Below are 14458 nucleotides of genomic sequence, written 5' to 3'. Positions count from 1 at the left end.
CGACTGCCCCCCCCCCGCCGCCCTCGCCGACTTCCTGCTGGTCGACGCCGCCCCGCCGAAGCCCGAACCGGGCCTGCTCGCCGAGCTGGACCGGCTGGAGGCCGCGTTCGCCGCTCACCGGGTTACCCAACACTCTCTCAGGCCGGGAACGGACGGTTGGCGCGTGCGTCGGTGAGGACGGCGGTCCACCAGGCCAGCTCGGCCAGCGCACTGGACAGCGCCTTGTTCGTGCCGTCGGCGGGTGAGAAGCGGTTGCCGTCGTCCAGGGCCTCCCACGGGGCAGCCAGTCCGAGGCAGCGTCGCGTGGTGACCATGTTCAGTTCGGCCAGTACGCCGCGCAGGTGTTCGATCGCCGCGTACCCGCCCTGGACTCCGTAGGCGACGACGGCGGCGGGCTTGAGCATCCACGCGGTGTAGTGCCAGTCGATGAGCCGCTTCAGCGATGCGGGGTAGGAGTGGTTGTACTCCGGGGTGACGAACACGAACGCGTCGGCGGCATCGATCCGGTCGGCAACCTCGGTCTTCGGGCCGCCGCCGGGAGAAAGCTGGGCGTCGTCGGGCAACGTGATCTCGGCGAGGTCGATCAGGTCGACGTGCACGCCGCTGCTCTGCTTGAGCGCGGCGACGACCCATTCGGCGATGGTCGGGCTCATCCGCCCGTCGCGAAGGCTGGAGGCGATCACCGCGATTCGCGTCGTGGCCGACGCGGCGGTGGTGGAGTGGCGATGCGCGTGTGCTGTCGGAGCGGTCATGTCCACCACGCTGCGGGTTGAACATATGTTGAAGTCAAGCCGGATCGACGCGCATCGTCGGGGGAAGCAACCCCTCGCGGGCGTACGGTGAGGACATGACGCTCACGAGCCCGCGCCTGGCATACGCCACCGTCAGCGAGGTCGCCGCGGACAGTGGAGTCGCGCCCTCGGCGGTGCGGTTCTACGAGAAGCACGGCGTGATCAACGCGGTGCGGACCGCGGGCAACCAGCGCCGGTTCGACGAGTCCGCTGCCTGCCGCATCCATGTCGCCAAGCTCGCCCAGCGGGTCGGGTTGACGGTGCGCGAGATCGCCGAGCTGTTCTCCGCGCTTCCCGCCGACCCAGGGCCCGAGGATTGGGGCCGGGTCGCCGAGCGCATCGTCACCGAGGCCGAGCAGCGCGTGGCCGACCTCAAGACCCGGCTCGAACTGCTCGGTTCGGGTGCCAGGCTCTGCGATCTGGGAGCGGCACTGGACTCCTGACGCCGCCGGCAGGCGCCACCCTTGACTTCACCATATGTTGAAGGTCGAGGCTGCCGGTATGAGCATTCGACCAGCCGCACCAGCCCCGGCCCAAGCCCTCGCCGAGTGGCTCGCCACGACTCCGGCCGGCCTGCGGCCGGACCTGATCGCCGACGCCGCCGCCGAGGCGGCGATCGTGGGTCTCGGCGTGAGCACCCGCGAGGCGCACGAGGTGCTCGACTTCGTCACCGACACCACCTGGCTCCTGGTCGAGCGCGGGTTCACGACCGTCGCCGTGCTGGACAACCAGCGCGTTGCCGACCTCTACGACAGGTACGTGTCCGGTCAGGACGTCGACATCGACCACGCGCTCGCCCAGGCCTGGGGGCCGTGGCAGGTCGGCGAGATGCGCGATGCGCTGGTCTGGTTGCGTGAGCACAACCGGGCCCGGGCCGAAGCGCCGGTCCGGATCATCGGTGTCGCCGGCTCACGTGTCCTGTCCGCGGACTACCCCCGCATCGTCGACCTGCTCGCGGCCATCGACGGGAGCACCGCTGCGAGAGTCGAAGCGCTCCTTGACGTCATCCGTGTCGCCCACAGCAGCGGCGAACACGTGCTGCGCGCCCGTGGCACCCACCCGGGCACCCCGTTCGTCGAATTGGCACGCGCCGCCCGGGCCCACGCGGCCGAACTGCCGCCCGGCGACGGGCAGGACGCCGCGCTGGAACTCCTCGACGCCGTGGTGGATTTCCACGCACGCGCGATCGGCGTCGGACACGACATGGTCCGGGAGGAACACGCCGCCGCCGGTCGGCTCCTGGACCACCACCGACGCACCGGGGAACGGATCGTGCTGTGGGAGGGCAGCACCCACGTCGCCGCGCATTCCAGTGCCATGCTCGGCTCCCGCCTGCGAACCGAGCTGGGAGATCGGTACGTCGCCGTGCACATCGCCTTCGGCCACGGCGAGATCGCGAGGGCCGCCATCCCCGAACCACGGCCGGACTCCATCGAGGCCCAACTCGCCGGCGCCGGCGGCGGGCGCAGCCTGCACCTGCGTACGCCGTCGTCGGCAGCGGCTGCCGGAGAGCTGGACCGTTCCTGGCCCACCCGGATCATCTCCGGCCTGTACGACCCCGCCGAGGACGCCGAGCACTACGTCGAGCTGCCGTCGCTCCGTCAGAGCTTCGACGCGCTGGTCTACATTCCCACCATCACTCCCGCTCGGCCGGCGTGACGCGCTCAGCGCCTCGTCTCGTACCTGCTCAGGGTCACGCCGCCGGGGAACGTCCGCGTCTCCACCAGGTCGAGCTTCGACCAGCCGTCCAGCGCACCGAAGAACGGTGTGCCGGCGCCCACGAGGACCGGGTGGGTGACGATCTCGTACTCGTCGATCAGCCCGGCCCGCATGGCTGCCCTTGCGAGCGTCGCGCCACCGACCCTCATCGGGCCGCCGTCCTCGGCCCTGAGTCGGGCGATCTCGGCGACGGCGTCGCCGGTGAACAGGCGGGCGTTCCAGTCGACCTTGTCGATCGTGGAGGAGAACACCACCTTCGGCGTGTCCCGCCAGTTCCGGGCGAACTCGATCTGCGCCGGCGTGGCGCCCGGCTGCTGGTCGCCGGTCGGCCAGTAGCCGCTCATGTTCTCCCACAGGCGTCGCCCGTACAGGAACAGGCCGATTGCCCGCTCCTGATCGAGCCACCACTGGAACAGTTCGTCGCTCGATTCGCCCCAGCCGATGTCGTCGCCGGGCGCGGACACGTAGCCGTCCACTGTCAGGTTCATGCCGTAGATCAGTTTCCGCACTGCGCATGCCTCCGTCGGTCGGTCCCGCAACACCAGACCAGCCGGGCGACGGGAACTGATCGGTGCACACCGCAGGTCAGTCGTGGCGGTGACGCACGATGTAGTCGATGTGGCGGATGGTGTCCCGGCGGTCGTGCTCGCTGATCGAGTCCCACAGGTCCGCCAGCCAGTAGAGCGATACGGACAGCATCCACGCCCATCCGCGTACCCAGGTCGCCTCGTCGAACCCGAGCGCCTCACGGTAGGCGGCTCGCGCGCGGGCGTCGAACAGGCTCCAGCCGGGTCGCGTCTCGACGGCCGGATCGCCGCGGCCCAGCCCGCCGAAGTCGATCACCCCGGTGAGCCGGCCCCGGTCGACCAGCAGGTTGCCCGCCAGGAGATCACCGTGCAGCCACACCGGCGGGCCGGGCCACTCGTCCGCCGTCATCGCCTCGTCCCACGCCGCGGTCACGGCCCGGCCGTCGATCCGGTCGCCCAGCGCCGCGATCGACCGGCGGGTCAGTTCGTCGCGCTGCACCAGGGGTACGCCGCGTTGGATCCCCTCTTTGACCGGCCCGTCCATCGGGTCGATCGCGATCATTGCCCGTACGAAGCCGGCGAGGTCGACGGCGAGGTCGACGTGATCCTGCCCGGCTTGCGGGTTGTCCCCGTCGAGCCACGGGACGACGGTCCACGGCCACTGATAGTCCCCGCCCGGTCGGCCCACCGCGACCGGCACCGGCACGGGCACCGGGAGATGGGGCGCGAGTCGCGGCAGCCAGGTCGCGTCGGTCGCCACCTGGTCGACCGCCCACGGCGCCCGTGGCAGCCGTGCCGTCAGGGAATCGCCCAGCCGGAACAGCGCGTTGTCGGTGCCGTTCAGCGGCTGCGGCACGATCGGCAGGTCCGACCATTCGGGGAACTGCTCGCCGATCAGGGCGCGTACGTGCTCCACGGTGACGACGATTTCTCCAGGGCGCATCGGCGCGACCGTAGGACCCGCCGGATCACCCGGTCAATCGAATTCGGAGCCGCCCGCGTCGTCGATCGGCGGTCGCCCCGACGTGACCCTGATCATGAACCGATCGGTACAGAACCCTGCTACGGTTGGCTCAGAACCGAGCGGTACAAAATTCGAACGTGGGTCCGTTCGGCCACGGTCGGCCCGTGCACACGGTCCGGCACCAGCAGATGGGAACGAACGATCATGAGCGCCACTGCCACCAACACCGAAGCGGGCATGTCCACCCAGGAAGTCCGCGACTTCTACCTGCGGTACGTCGACCTGGCGAACAAGCGGGAGTTCGACCGCATGGCCGACTTCGCCCACGAAGAGGTGATCATGAACGGCACGCCGGTCCGGATGGCGGACATGGTGGCCGAGTTCTACAAGCACGTCGAGGCGGTGCCGGATCTCCACTGGGAGATCCAGGATGTCGTCGTCGAGGGCGACCGGATCGCCGCCCGCCTCGTCGACACCGGCACGCCCGTCAAGGAGTGGAACGGCCTGGCCCCTACCGGCGCCTCGGTCTCGTTCGTCGAGACCGCCTTCTACCGGCTCCAGGATGGCAAGTTCAAGTACATGTCGTACCTGATGGACACCGACTCGGTGCGGCGGCAGCTCGCCGGCTGACGGGGGAATCCGGAAAACGCGGCGCGCCCAGCCCGATGAGGCATCGAGCTGGGCGCGCCCAGGGAACTATGCGACGAAGCGGGAACGACGCCGGCGTCCGATGACGTAGCTCGCGCCGCCGAGGAGCAGCAGCGCCCCGCCGATGCCGGCCACGGTCGCGGTGTCGGCGCCGGTCACGGGCAGCCCGCCGCCCTCGCCACCACCGTCGCCGCCGGGCGCGCCCGCGCTGGCGGAGGGGGTGACGGGCGGAACGACTGTCGACGTGGCGCTGGGCGTCGCGGTCGGCGTGGTCGTGGGCTGAGACGGCGTCGGAGTCGCCGTCGGCTGGGACGCGCAGTCGAGCGCACGAGCCTCGTACAGGCCGTTGTTCAGGTAGGCGAGGTAGGCCTCGACGGACGGGCTGTCGAGCACCTTCTGTGCGGCGGCCCGCACGTTGGTGCCGGCGCGCGTCATCGTCTGGCCGATCGAGACGCGCAGAGCCGTCGCCCAGCGATTCTCCACGTTCTTGAGGTATGCGCGAAGGTCGTCCGAGGTGCCCTTCAGTCGCTCCTCGATCTCGCCCGGCAGAACGGGCAACGATTCGGCCTGCGCCTCGGCCAGCAGCCGGTACGCCAGCAGCCGCAGTTCGGAAACGGTGGCCGTGTCCAGGTCGATGGTGACAAGCTCGCGGAAATCCTTGTACACCTTGCGCTCGACCGTCTGGCAGGACTCGTTGAGCCCGGGCGCTGCGGTCTGCGCCACCGCAGGCGCCGCCGGAATCACAAAGGCCAGCGCCACCAGGGCACCGGCCGGAATCTTCCATTGCATGTGGACTTTCCTCCCCGTGTAGATCAAAACATGGAGATGTTACCGGCGTCTGTCCGAAACGCAAGGGGCATTGATGTGGTCGGGCGTGCGCAGAATTGCGCTAACGGCGCAGTCGATCAACCGCCTCTTTTATCGCCGCGACCCGGCTCACCAGCGGGCCGGCCGGCACGTCGGCGAGGTCGAATCCGGCCTCGCGATAGGTCAGCTCGTGGATTCGCTCGAAGACGAGTGATTCCTCGAACGTGATCCGGCGAGCGGCTGTCGCCTCGACGAAACCCTGATGGCGTACGAAGAAAACGGTCCGCTCGTAGTGGCGATTCGCTGTCATGTCCTTGATTTCGTCGAGCAGCGCGGGCGGTGCGGCCAGGCCCAGATAGCGGCACAACGCCAGCGTGCAGACGGGCGAACGGTCGTGAAAGACGACCTCGCCCGCGCTTGTCACGGCTCGGCGACGGCGCTCCCGCTGAAGGTCCAGCACCAGGTCGGCGAAGCCCGGCTCACGCCACGGCTTCGGTCGTCCGAGCGCCTGGTGAAGCGCGATCACGTCGGTCGCGGCCTCCTCCACGACGGGATATCCGTCGATCTCCAGGTGTCGGAGGATCGCTGTCTTACCGGAGCCGGGGGCGCCGGTGAGGATGTATCCGGGCATGACGTCCTCCAAGTCGCGAGCAATGCGCTTGATAGGCAAGCCGTCGCTTGCATATGGTGGGTGAGGTGGGCGATCTGTACCAGGCGCTGGCCGACCACACCCGCCGCCTGATCCTCGACGAGCTGACCGAGCGCGACGGTCAGACGCTGTTCGAGATCTGCGGTCGCCTGGCCACGAAGCACCAGGTCGGCTCGTCCCGGCAGGCGATCTCGCAGCACCTCGACGTCCTGGAGGCCGCCGGCCTGGTCGTCACGCGGCGGCAGGGTCGCTACAAGTTCCACCACCTCGACACCCGGCCGCTGCGGGTCGTCACCGAGCGATGGCTCAGGTCCGCCGCACCCACTCAGGAGAACCCATGAGAATCAACCTCACCAGCGTGTACGTCGACGACCAGGACAAGGCCCTGCGCTTCTACACCGAGGTGCTGGGCTTCGTGCCGAAGACCGACGTGCCGACCGGGGAGTACCGCTGGCTGACTGTGGTCTCGCCGGACGCCCCGGACGGCGTGGAGCTGCTGCTGGAACCCGACGCCCACCCGGCCGCCAAGGCGTTCAAGGAGGCGCTCGCGGCCGACGGCATTCCGCTGACGCAGTTCGCGGTGGACGACGTGGCCGCCGAGCATGACCGGCTGCGCAGCCTCGGCGTGCTGTTCACCCAGGAGCCGGTCGACATGGGCCCGGTGACCACAGCGGTGTTCGACGACACCTGCGGCAACCTGATCCAGATCGCACAGTACCGGTAGTGGGGCGCTGACTCCGCGCGGAATTGCTGGACACGATCGGTCACCCTGACGGCATGACGGTGTGGCGGCGCCCGTACTCGCTGGACCTGGCCACCGGCGGCGCGATGTGCGCGGTGGTGGGGACGGCCGCTTTCCTGGTGTTCCTCGTGTTCGCGGGCGTTCGCGGCGTTTACCCGGGCCCGATGGCGGCGTTCGCCGTGGCTTGGACCGCCGTCGGCCTGGTCGTCTGGGTCCGCCGCGCGATGCTCGGCGCCTGGGTGAGCCCTGTCGGCATACGTTCCCGCTCGCTGCTCCGCACGACCACAGTGCCGTGGGCGTCGGTCGTGGAGATCCACAGCGGTACGGCTTCGATAGTGGGCCTGGACATGGGACGCGACGCGATCGTCATCGAGCGGACCGACGGCGAGCCGGTCCAGACGCCGATCCAGTCCGGCGCCATCGTCCGGCCGATCCGCCTGGAGCTGTTCCGGCTGGTCACCTGGCCGGAGCACTACGACGAGATCCTCGCGACCCTGCGGGAGTGCCACCGCAACGCCCGGCCGCCGGAGCAGCGCGCGGCGGCGAACCCGGCGCCGGATCCGGTCCGCGCCGACCGTCCGGACCGGACCCGGCCGCCTGCGCCGAGCGCCGGGCGGCGGCGTGACATCCACGCGCTGACCCGGCAGTACGAGCGCGGGGTGCTGACCGACGCCGAGTACGCGGCCGAGTTGGCGCGGCTGCGGGGTGACGAGTAGGCGTCAGGCGAGCCGGTCGAGCAGTTCGCGGCTGCGGCTCACCACGAGCGCGGTCGCCTCGGCGTCGTACGAGGGCAGCGAGCTGTCGGTGAACAGGTGCCGGTCGCCGGGGTAGACGTACAGCGCGCCGCGTTCGGGGCCGACGATCGACACCAGCTCGCGGGCGGCGTCCACGTCGCCTTCCAGCCCGAAGAACGGGTCCTGCTCCATGCCGTGCACCTGTACCGCCACGTCGTCGGGCCAGGGGCCGATCGCCCACTCACCGGTCACCGGCAGGCAGGCTTCGTAGAGCAGGGCGGCCCGGGCGCCGGGCCGGGTCTGGGCGAGCCGCTGGGCGATGGCGGCGCCCCAGGAGACACCCGCGTGGACGAGGTCGGCGGGCAGGTCGGCGACGACCGCGTCGGCGCGCTGGTCGAGGACGTCGCCGCCGATGCGCTTGACCAGCGCGGCGCCGTCGGAGATGGTGGCCGGCCGTTCGCCGTCGAATAAGTCCGGGGTGTGCACGGTGTGTCCGCCGGCGCGCAGGGAGTCGGCGAGGGCGCGTACGCCGTCGGTGAGCCCTTGAATGTGGTGGAAGAGCACGATTTCGGCCATCACTACACTCCTGAGTTGTCAGACCAGAGTTATCGAACGAACCAGAATCTTAGAACGGTCGAGAAATGTCGGTCAATCAGCGGATCCCGGACTACGACCTCGAGGACCTGCTCGTGGTCACCGCCCCGGAGCAGTTGCGCGCGCTCGCCGACCCGCTGCGCAGCACGCTCCTGGAACTGCTCCTGGAACGCGCCGCCACGGTGAACGAGCTGGCCCGCGCGGTCGACCGGCCGAAGAGCAGCGTCGCGTACCACGTGAACCAACTGGTGGACGCCGGGCTGCTGCGCGTGGTGCGGACCCGGCGGGTACGCGCCATCGAAGAGCGGTTCTACGGGCGTGTCGCCCGCACCTTCTACGTCGGCACGCTCACCCGGACAGAGGACAAGCAGGTCGTGTCCCGGATCAACGGCCTCGCCGAGGCGGCAGCTGAAGCGGCCGCCGCGCACGCCGCCGACGAACTGCGGTGCACGCTCGTGCACGCGCGCATCCCGATCGAGGACGTCCGCGAGTTCTGGGCGGAGGTGCAGGCGCTGGCCCGGCGGTTCGCGCAGATCCCCCGGGCCGGGGACCAGGTGTACGGCTTCGCCGCCGGTCTCTACCCCACGGACGCGCCCACGCTCCCGGACACGGACCCCGCCCCGTCGACGGGGTCTTGCCGGGGCACCGAAGCGGGCAGGCTAGCGTCGGAAGCGTGAGCACCGGATCCCCGCGCGTCCTGCCGGCCGAGCACGGCATCGACGAGGCCGCCGCCGTCCTGCGCGCCGGCGGTCTGGTCGCCTTCCCCACCGAGACCGTCTACGGGCTGGGCGCCAACGCGCTCGACGCGCGGGCGGCGGCGCGGATCTTCCAGGCCAAGGCGCGGCCCAGCTTCGACCCGCTGATCAGCCACCTGGCCGACGCCGCCGATCTGACCGCCCTGGTGGGCGAGGTGCCAGCGGCGGTGGCCGAGCTGGCGAAGCGGTTCTGGCCCGGCCCGCTCACCCTGATCGTGGACCGGCCGCAGATCATCCCGCCGATCGTCACCTCCGGCCTGGACACCATGGCGGTACGCGTACCGGACGAGCCGTCGGCGCGGGCGCTGATCGCGGCTGCGGGCGTGCCGGTGGCCGCACCGAGCGCCAACCGGTTCGGCCAGCTCAGCCCCACCCGGGCCGAGCACGTGGTGGCCGGGCTGGGCGGGGCGGTGGACGTGGTGCTCGACGGCGGGCCCACCCGGTGCGGGATCGAGTCGACGATCGTGGACGCCCGGGGCGACCGGCCGGTGGTGCTGCGGCTGGGCGCGCTGCCGGTCGAGGCGCTGGTCGAGGCGGTCGGCCCGGTCGAGGTGCGCCAGGGCAGCTCGGGCCAGCCGGTCGCGCCCGGGACGCTGGCCGCGCACTACGCCCCGCGTACACCGTTGCGGTTGGGCGCGGCGGCCGAGCCCGGCGGCGGCCGGCGGGGATTCCTGGCCTTCCGGGAGCCACCGGCGGACGGCGACTGGACGGCCGTGGAGGTGCTGTCGCCCGACGGCGACGTGACAGCGGCGGCGGCACGCCTGTTCGACGCGCTGCACCGGCTCGACGCGGCAGGGGTGACCGAGATCGTCGCCGAGCCGGTGCCGGACACCGGCGTGGGCCGGGCGATAAACGACCGGCTGCGCCGCGCCGCCGCCACCTGGCACTAGAACTATTCCGCGTCGGGACGCCCGGGCGAGCCGGGCTGCGGCATGCGGTCCACCAGCTTGGTGAGCGTGCCGTTGGCGAACGTCGCGCCGAGCGCCGAGCCGGTGGCGATGGCCCAGCCGACGGGTCCCATCGGGGTGCAGCCGAAGAACTGGCTGACACCAGGCGTCTGCACCACCACGACCAGCGCGCCCACCGACGCGGCGGTGGCGGCGAGCACGCTGGGGCTGGTGCCGCCGGCCAGCACGGTCTGGCCGAGCTGCGTGCCGATCAGGGACGCCAGCGCGACGGTGCCGGCCCGCCGCCGGGTGCCGGTCCACCTGGCGATCGTCCAGCCGGCCGTCGCGCCCAGCGTGGTCGACGCCGCGCGCAGCCCGATCTCCCGGGTCATGGTGACGCCCAGCGAGGAGTCCGGGCCCTCGCGCAGCAGGTGGTCGGCGCGGTCGTCGGCCGGCGGTCGTACCGCGATGGCGAGCGCCGGCGCGAGGTCGGTGAGCAGGTTGACCAGCAGTAGTTGCCGGCCGTTCAGGGCGGACCGGCCGGTCGCGGCGGCGGTCAGGACGCTGAACGCGATCTCGCCGAGGTTGCCGCCGACCAGGATGCTGAGCGCGTGCCGCACGGACGACCACATGGCCCGTCCCTCGACCAGCGTGGCGATGATCGTCTCCAGCCGGTCGTCGGTGACCACCAGATCGGCGGCCGCGCGGGCGGCGGGTGTGCCACGTTGACCGAGCGCGATGCCGACGTCGGCGAGCCGGATCGCCGGGGCGTCGTTGGCGCCGTCACCAGTCATCGCGACGGTCCGGTCCTGGCGCTGCAACGCCTGGATGATCCGTACCTTGTGGGCGGGCGTGCAGCGCGCCACCACGTCGGTGGCCATCAGGCGCTCGGCGAGCGCGGCGTCGTCGAGCCGGTCCAGGTCGGTGGCGGTGACCACGCGCTGCCCGCCGTCGTCCGGGCTGATGGCGGCGGCGATGGCCTCGGCCGTGGCCGGATGGTCGCCGGTGATCATGACGGTGTGCACGCCCGCCGCCCGGATCCGGGCCACCGCCGGCCGGGCGCTGTCCCGCACCCCGTCGGCCAGCGTCAGGAAACCCACGAAGACCAGCCCGTCGACCTGTTCGTCGCTGACCTGCTCGGTGGAGACCGGGCACTCGGCCACGGCGAGGACACGGTGCCCGGCGCCGGCCCGTCCGGCCAGCATGGCCTGCACCTCCTCGCGTCCGGCCGCGTCCAGCGGCCGGTCACCCTCGGCGGTACGCCGGGACGCGCAGCGCGGCAGCACCGACTCGGGTGCGCCCTTGACGCTGAGCAGCAGCCCGTCGGCGGCACGGCCGACAGCGGCGCTGTAGCCCCGGGACGGCTCGAACGGCAGTCCGGCCGTGGCGGTCCAGTCCGCCGCGCCGGTCCGCTCGACCACCCCGGCGGCGTTCGCGCCGCGGCGTACCGCCCTGTCGGTCTGCTGCGGCAACTCTTCCGGGTCGGCGGCGGACGGGGTGGCCCGCAACGCGGCGGCGAGCGTCATCCGCAACGCGTCGTCGAGCTGGTCCACCGGGGCGTACCTGTCGTCGCCCGCGCCGACCCCGGCCAGCAGCAGCTTGCCCTCGGTCAGCGTGCCGGTCTTGTCGAAGCAGAGCACGTCGACGCGGCCCAGCGCCTCGATCGTCCGCGGGTTGCGGACCAGGGCGCCGTGCTCGGCCAGCCGCCGCGCCGCCGCCAGCTGCGCGGCGCTGACCAGGAACGGCAGCCCCTCCGGCACCGACGCGACGGCCAGGTTCGCGGCGGTCGCCGCCGTCTCGGCCAGGGGTACGCCCCGAAGCAGCCCCGCACCTGCGACAGCGATCGCCGAGGCGGCCGCCAGCGGTACGGCGCTGCTGGTCAGCTTGCCCAGTCGTGCCTCCACACCGCTGGCGGGCGGGGCCTCCCGGGCCATGGCGAGGCTCCGACCGGCCTCGGTCTCCGCGCCGGTGGCGACCACCACAGCGGTGCCGTGGCCGGCGGCGACAGTGGTGCCCTCGAAGAGCATCGAGTGCCGTTCGGCGATGGCCGCCGCGACCACCGGGTCGGGGTTCTTCGCCACCGGCAGCGACTCACCGGTCAGGGACGACTCGTCCGCCTCCAGCCCGTCACTCGTCAGCACCCGGCAGTCGGCCGGTACGGCGTCCCCCGAGCTGATCGTGATCACGTCGCCGCGTACCAGCTCCTCGGCGGGCACCACCCGTTCCGCGCCGTCGCGCAGCACCCGGGCGGTGATCGCCGAGCGGGACAGCAACTCGGCCAGCGACCGTTCGGTGTTGCGCTGGTGCACCGCGCCGACCAGCGCGGAACCGCCCACCACGCCGCCGACCAGTGCGGCGTCGACAAGCGAGCCGAACGCGGCGGAGAGCACCGCCCCGGCGGCCAGCACCGGGGTGAGCGGGTTGGACAACTCCTCGACGAACGAGCGGAGCAACCCGGCCGGACCGTGGTCGTCCCCGACCTCGACGCGCCGCCGCCGGGTCGCCTCGCCCTCGGTCAGCCCGGACGGATCGGTGTCGAGCTGGTCGAGGACGGTCTCCACCGGCATGAGATGCCACGCGCTGAGCGCGGGCGTCGGAGCGCCGGCGCGGTCCGGCAGGCGGTGCGCCCGGAACACGCCGTGCGCGAACGCGGCAGCAGCGGCGCCGTTCACGGCGGCGAGCGTCGGGCGGGGCAGGCGCCGGCGGTCGGCGGTGAACGCGCCGAGCGCGCCGAGCCCGGTGCCGGCCATGGCGATCCGGATGTTCTGCTCGGTCATCCGGCGGGCCACCCCGGCGGCGTCGACGAGCAGGGCCGGCACTCGCAGGTCGTCGCCGACCAGCAGGTGCGCGCCCCACGGGGGCAGGTCGTCCGGGCCGTACACGCCGAGGCCGCAGTCCGACGCGGCGAGCGCCGACCGCTCGCCGGAGACCACCATCACCACCGCGCCCTCGCGTTGCAGGTCGTGCACCGCGTCGGCGAGCCGGGGGCCACCCGGGACGAGCAGGTCGGCGAAGTCGTACCGGCCGTCGTCGGCACCCGCCACCACGAGCCGCAGGCCCGCCTGCCGGGCGGCCGACGCGAGCGCGTCCACCCCCGGCGCGGGTTCCGGCTCGACCCGCAGTACGGCGGCGAGCCGGCCGTTCTCGGCCAGCCCGAGCAGCTGACCACCGTCGGCGCGCAGCCGCGCGCTGTCCGCGGTGTCCCCGGGATCGTCGGGGCCGAGACGGTCCAGCGGGCCGATCCGCCAGCCGTCGGCGGCGCGTACCGCGTCCGGCTCGGCCGGGTCGAACAGCGTGAACGCCCGGCCGGCGACCTGACCCGTGTCGGCGTCGGCCAGCGGCGCCAGGTCGGCCAGCACGCCCCGGTCCGAGCCGAGCACCGCCGCGTCCAGCACCACCGTGTCGATCCGGTCCAGTTCACGCAGCACGCTGCGGTCCATCGCGATCACACCGCGCCGGGCGAGCATCCGGCCCAGCTGTGCGCCGTACCCTTCACGGCCGGAGCCGGGCGCCTTGGGTAGCGAGGAGAGCGCCAGCGCGGCGGCCCGCTTGGGTCCCAGCACCGGCAGCGCCGCCGCCCCGGCTACCGCGCCGGCAGGAAGCATCCGCTTGGCGTAGCGCTCCGGCTGCCCGTCCGGCACCGGGCACGGCCGCTCACCGTCCGGCACCCGGGCCACCGCCCGCTCCGGATCACCGGTCAGGTGCGGCTCGGCCCGCCGCCACGCGGCCAGTTGAGCGGCGCCCTCGCCCCACTGCACCACGCGCTGCGCGCCGTCCAGCACGATCCCGGCCCAGCCGCCGGTCAGACCCTGCACTACCGCCTCGGCCAGCGGGAACAGCACCTCGGCGCGGGGGTCGGCGCGGATGCCGAGCCCGGCCAGCGCGTGCAGCTTCGGGTGCAGGTCGACAGCGCCCAGCAGACCGGCCACCTCGGCCGGAACGGGGGTGAGCGGCAGCACCCGGGTGGCGGCGGAGATGCCCAGCCCGAGCACGTCGGACAGCAGCGCGCCGAAGGTACGGGCGGTGCGCGGGCCGTCCTCGGGCGGCTGCGGCGGCTCGATCTCCGGGTCCGGCTCGTACGGGCAGGTCCGCTCGACTCGGGCCACCGTGGCGATCAGGTCGCGCAGTTTCGGCGCCGGTTCCCCGGTGGCCACCACCACCCGGCCGGACGGCGCGTTCACCCGCGCCCAGTCCACCCCCGGCGTCGACTCCAGCGCCGCCTCGACCTGCCGGGCCAGCCGGTCGCCGCCGTCCTGGCAGACGCCGTGCACCTCGATGTGGTGGCGGTTGTCCTGGGACCACACCCGGCGGCTGGTCAGCCCGGTGAGCCGGGCCAGCCGGGCAGCGGCCGTACCCACGCTTCCCGCGACCTCGGTGACCCTGGTGGGCACGGCGTCGGTGGGCAGGGCCGACCCGACGGTACGCGCGACGCGCGCGGCGGCCTCCGGCACGACCGTCGGGGACAGCAGGAGGCCGGCGAAGCGTCCCAGCGCCATCTAGCCTCCCGGTCTCGTCCCGGCGGCCCGACTTCCCGGCGCGGCGTCCGTTATGCCACCCGGACGGCAGAAGTTCGCGCTCCCGTCGTTCCCGCCGGACGAGACGGGGACCACAGTTGACCTCAACCCGGGGTGAGGTCCGAGG

15 protein-coding genes are annotated in these 14458 nt (G+C 72.5%); 8 read left to right on the top strand and 7 right to left on the bottom strand.

The window, feature by feature from the left end:
* Positions 1 to 137: 137 nt before the first annotated feature.
* A complete protein-coding gene (locus AMK25_RS05345) occupies positions 138 to 752 on the bottom strand; it encodes an NADPH-dependent FMN reductase (RefSeq protein ID WP_073827097.1) in 615 nt (204 codons plus the stop codon).
* Between the two features lie 95 nt (positions 753 to 847).
* On the opposite strand from AMK25_RS05345, the gene AMK25_RS05340 reads away from it, so the two are divergent.
* A complete protein-coding gene (locus AMK25_RS05340; RefSeq protein ID WP_073827001.1) occupies positions 848 to 1234 on the top strand; it encodes a MerR family transcriptional regulator in 387 nt (128 codons plus the stop codon).
* 58 nt (positions 1235 to 1292) lie between these two features.
* Positions 1293 to 2450: an erythromycin esterase family protein gene (locus tag AMK25_RS05335; RefSeq protein WP_073827000.1), complete on the top strand. Its 1158-nt coding sequence runs from the start codon at positions 1293 to 1295 to the stop codon at positions 2448 to 2450.
* A gap of 5 nt (positions 2451 to 2455) precedes the next feature.
* Here the strand turns inward: AMK25_RS05335 and AMK25_RS05330 are convergent, their stop codons facing one another.
* A complete protein-coding gene (locus AMK25_RS05330; protein ID WP_073826999.1) occupies positions 2456 to 3019 on the bottom strand; it encodes a dihydrofolate reductase family protein in 564 nt (187 codons plus the stop codon).
* Between the two features lie 76 nt (positions 3020 to 3095).
* Complete coding sequence (locus AMK25_RS05325) at positions 3096 to 3980, bottom strand: aminoglycoside phosphotransferase family protein (protein ID WP_083664614.1); 885 nt, start codon at positions 3978 to 3980, stop codon at positions 3096 to 3098.
* A 225-nt stretch (positions 3981 to 4205) separates the two neighbouring features.
* On the opposite strand from AMK25_RS05325, the gene AMK25_RS05320 reads away from it, so the two are divergent.
* Positions 4206 to 4631, top strand: coding sequence for an ester cyclase (locus AMK25_RS05320; RefSeq protein WP_198937434.1), 426 nt, complete (start codon positions 4206 to 4208; stop codon positions 4629 to 4631).
* Positions 4632 to 4697: 66 nt separating this feature from the next.
* Here the strand turns inward: AMK25_RS05320 and AMK25_RS05315 are convergent, their stop codons facing one another.
* Complete coding sequence (locus AMK25_RS05315) at positions 4698 to 5438, bottom strand: LPXTG cell wall anchor domain-containing protein (protein WP_073826997.1); 741 nt, start codon at positions 5436 to 5438, stop codon at positions 4698 to 4700.
* A gap of 100 nt (positions 5439 to 5538) precedes the next feature.
* A complete protein-coding gene (locus tag AMK25_RS05310; RefSeq protein ID WP_241826238.1) occupies positions 5539 to 6126 on the bottom strand; it encodes an AAA family ATPase in 588 nt (195 codons plus the stop codon).
* A 14-nt stretch (positions 6127 to 6140) separates the two neighbouring features.
* Here AMK25_RS05310 and AMK25_RS05305 point away from each other — a divergent pair, with 14 nt between their 5' ends.
* Genes AMK25_RS05305 through AMK25_RS32945 form a run of 3 tightly spaced genes read left to right on the top strand, consistent with a single transcriptional unit; the run spans position 6141 to position 7563 of the window.
* Positions 6141 to 6446 (top strand): ArsR/SmtB family transcription factor, encoded by a 306-nt coding sequence (locus AMK25_RS05305; RefSeq protein WP_073826995.1) that lies wholly within the window; start codon positions 6141 to 6143, stop codon positions 6444 to 6446.
* Positions 6443 to 6829, top strand: a complete 387-nt coding sequence (locus tag AMK25_RS05300; RefSeq protein ID WP_073826994.1) for a VOC family protein — start codon at positions 6443 to 6445, stop codon at positions 6827 to 6829. Before AMK25_RS05305 ends, AMK25_RS05300 begins: the two co-directional genes overlap by 4 nt.
* A 53-nt stretch (positions 6830 to 6882) precedes the next feature.
* Entirely contained in the window at positions 6883 to 7563 is a 681-nt protein-coding gene (locus tag AMK25_RS32945) for a PH domain-containing protein (protein WP_073826993.1), read from the top strand.
* 3 nt (positions 7564 to 7566) lie between these two features.
* On the opposite strand, the gene AMK25_RS05290 is transcribed toward AMK25_RS32945, so the two are convergent.
* Positions 7567 to 8157 (bottom strand): dienelactone hydrolase family protein, encoded by a 591-nt coding sequence (locus AMK25_RS05290; RefSeq protein WP_073826992.1) that lies wholly within the window; start codon positions 8155 to 8157, stop codon positions 7567 to 7569.
* A 65-nt stretch (positions 8158 to 8222) separates the two neighbouring features.
* On the opposite strand from AMK25_RS05290, the gene AMK25_RS05285 reads away from it, so the two are divergent.
* Together AMK25_RS05285 and AMK25_RS05280 are read left to right on the top strand one after the other, a co-directional pair.
* A complete protein-coding gene (locus AMK25_RS05285) occupies positions 8223 to 8852 on the top strand; it encodes a winged helix-turn-helix domain-containing protein (protein WP_073826991.1) in 630 nt (209 codons plus the stop codon).
* Positions 8853 to 8872: 20 nt separating this feature from the next.
* The gene (locus AMK25_RS05280) at positions 8873 to 9820 is read left to right on the top strand and encodes an L-threonylcarbamoyladenylate synthase (RefSeq protein ID WP_073827095.1); all 948 of its coding nucleotides are present in this window, start codon (positions 8873 to 8875) and stop codon (positions 9818 to 9820) included.
* Between the two features lie 2 nt (positions 9821 to 9822).
* On the opposite strand, the gene AMK25_RS05275 is transcribed toward AMK25_RS05280, so the two are convergent.
* Positions 9823 to 14313: a cation-translocating P-type ATPase gene (locus AMK25_RS05275; protein ID WP_073826990.1), complete on the bottom strand. Its 4491-nt coding sequence runs from the start codon at positions 14311 to 14313 to the stop codon at positions 9823 to 9825.
* Positions 14314 to 14458: the final 145 nt, after the last annotated feature.

This window comes from Micromonospora sp. TSRI0369 (genome assembly GCF_001905625.1).
GTDB lineage: Bacteria > Actinomycetota > Actinomycetes > Mycobacteriales > Micromonosporaceae > Micromonospora > Micromonospora echinospora_A.
Note: the sequence above shows the minus strand (reverse complement) of the source record. Positions and strands in the feature narration are given on the sequence as shown.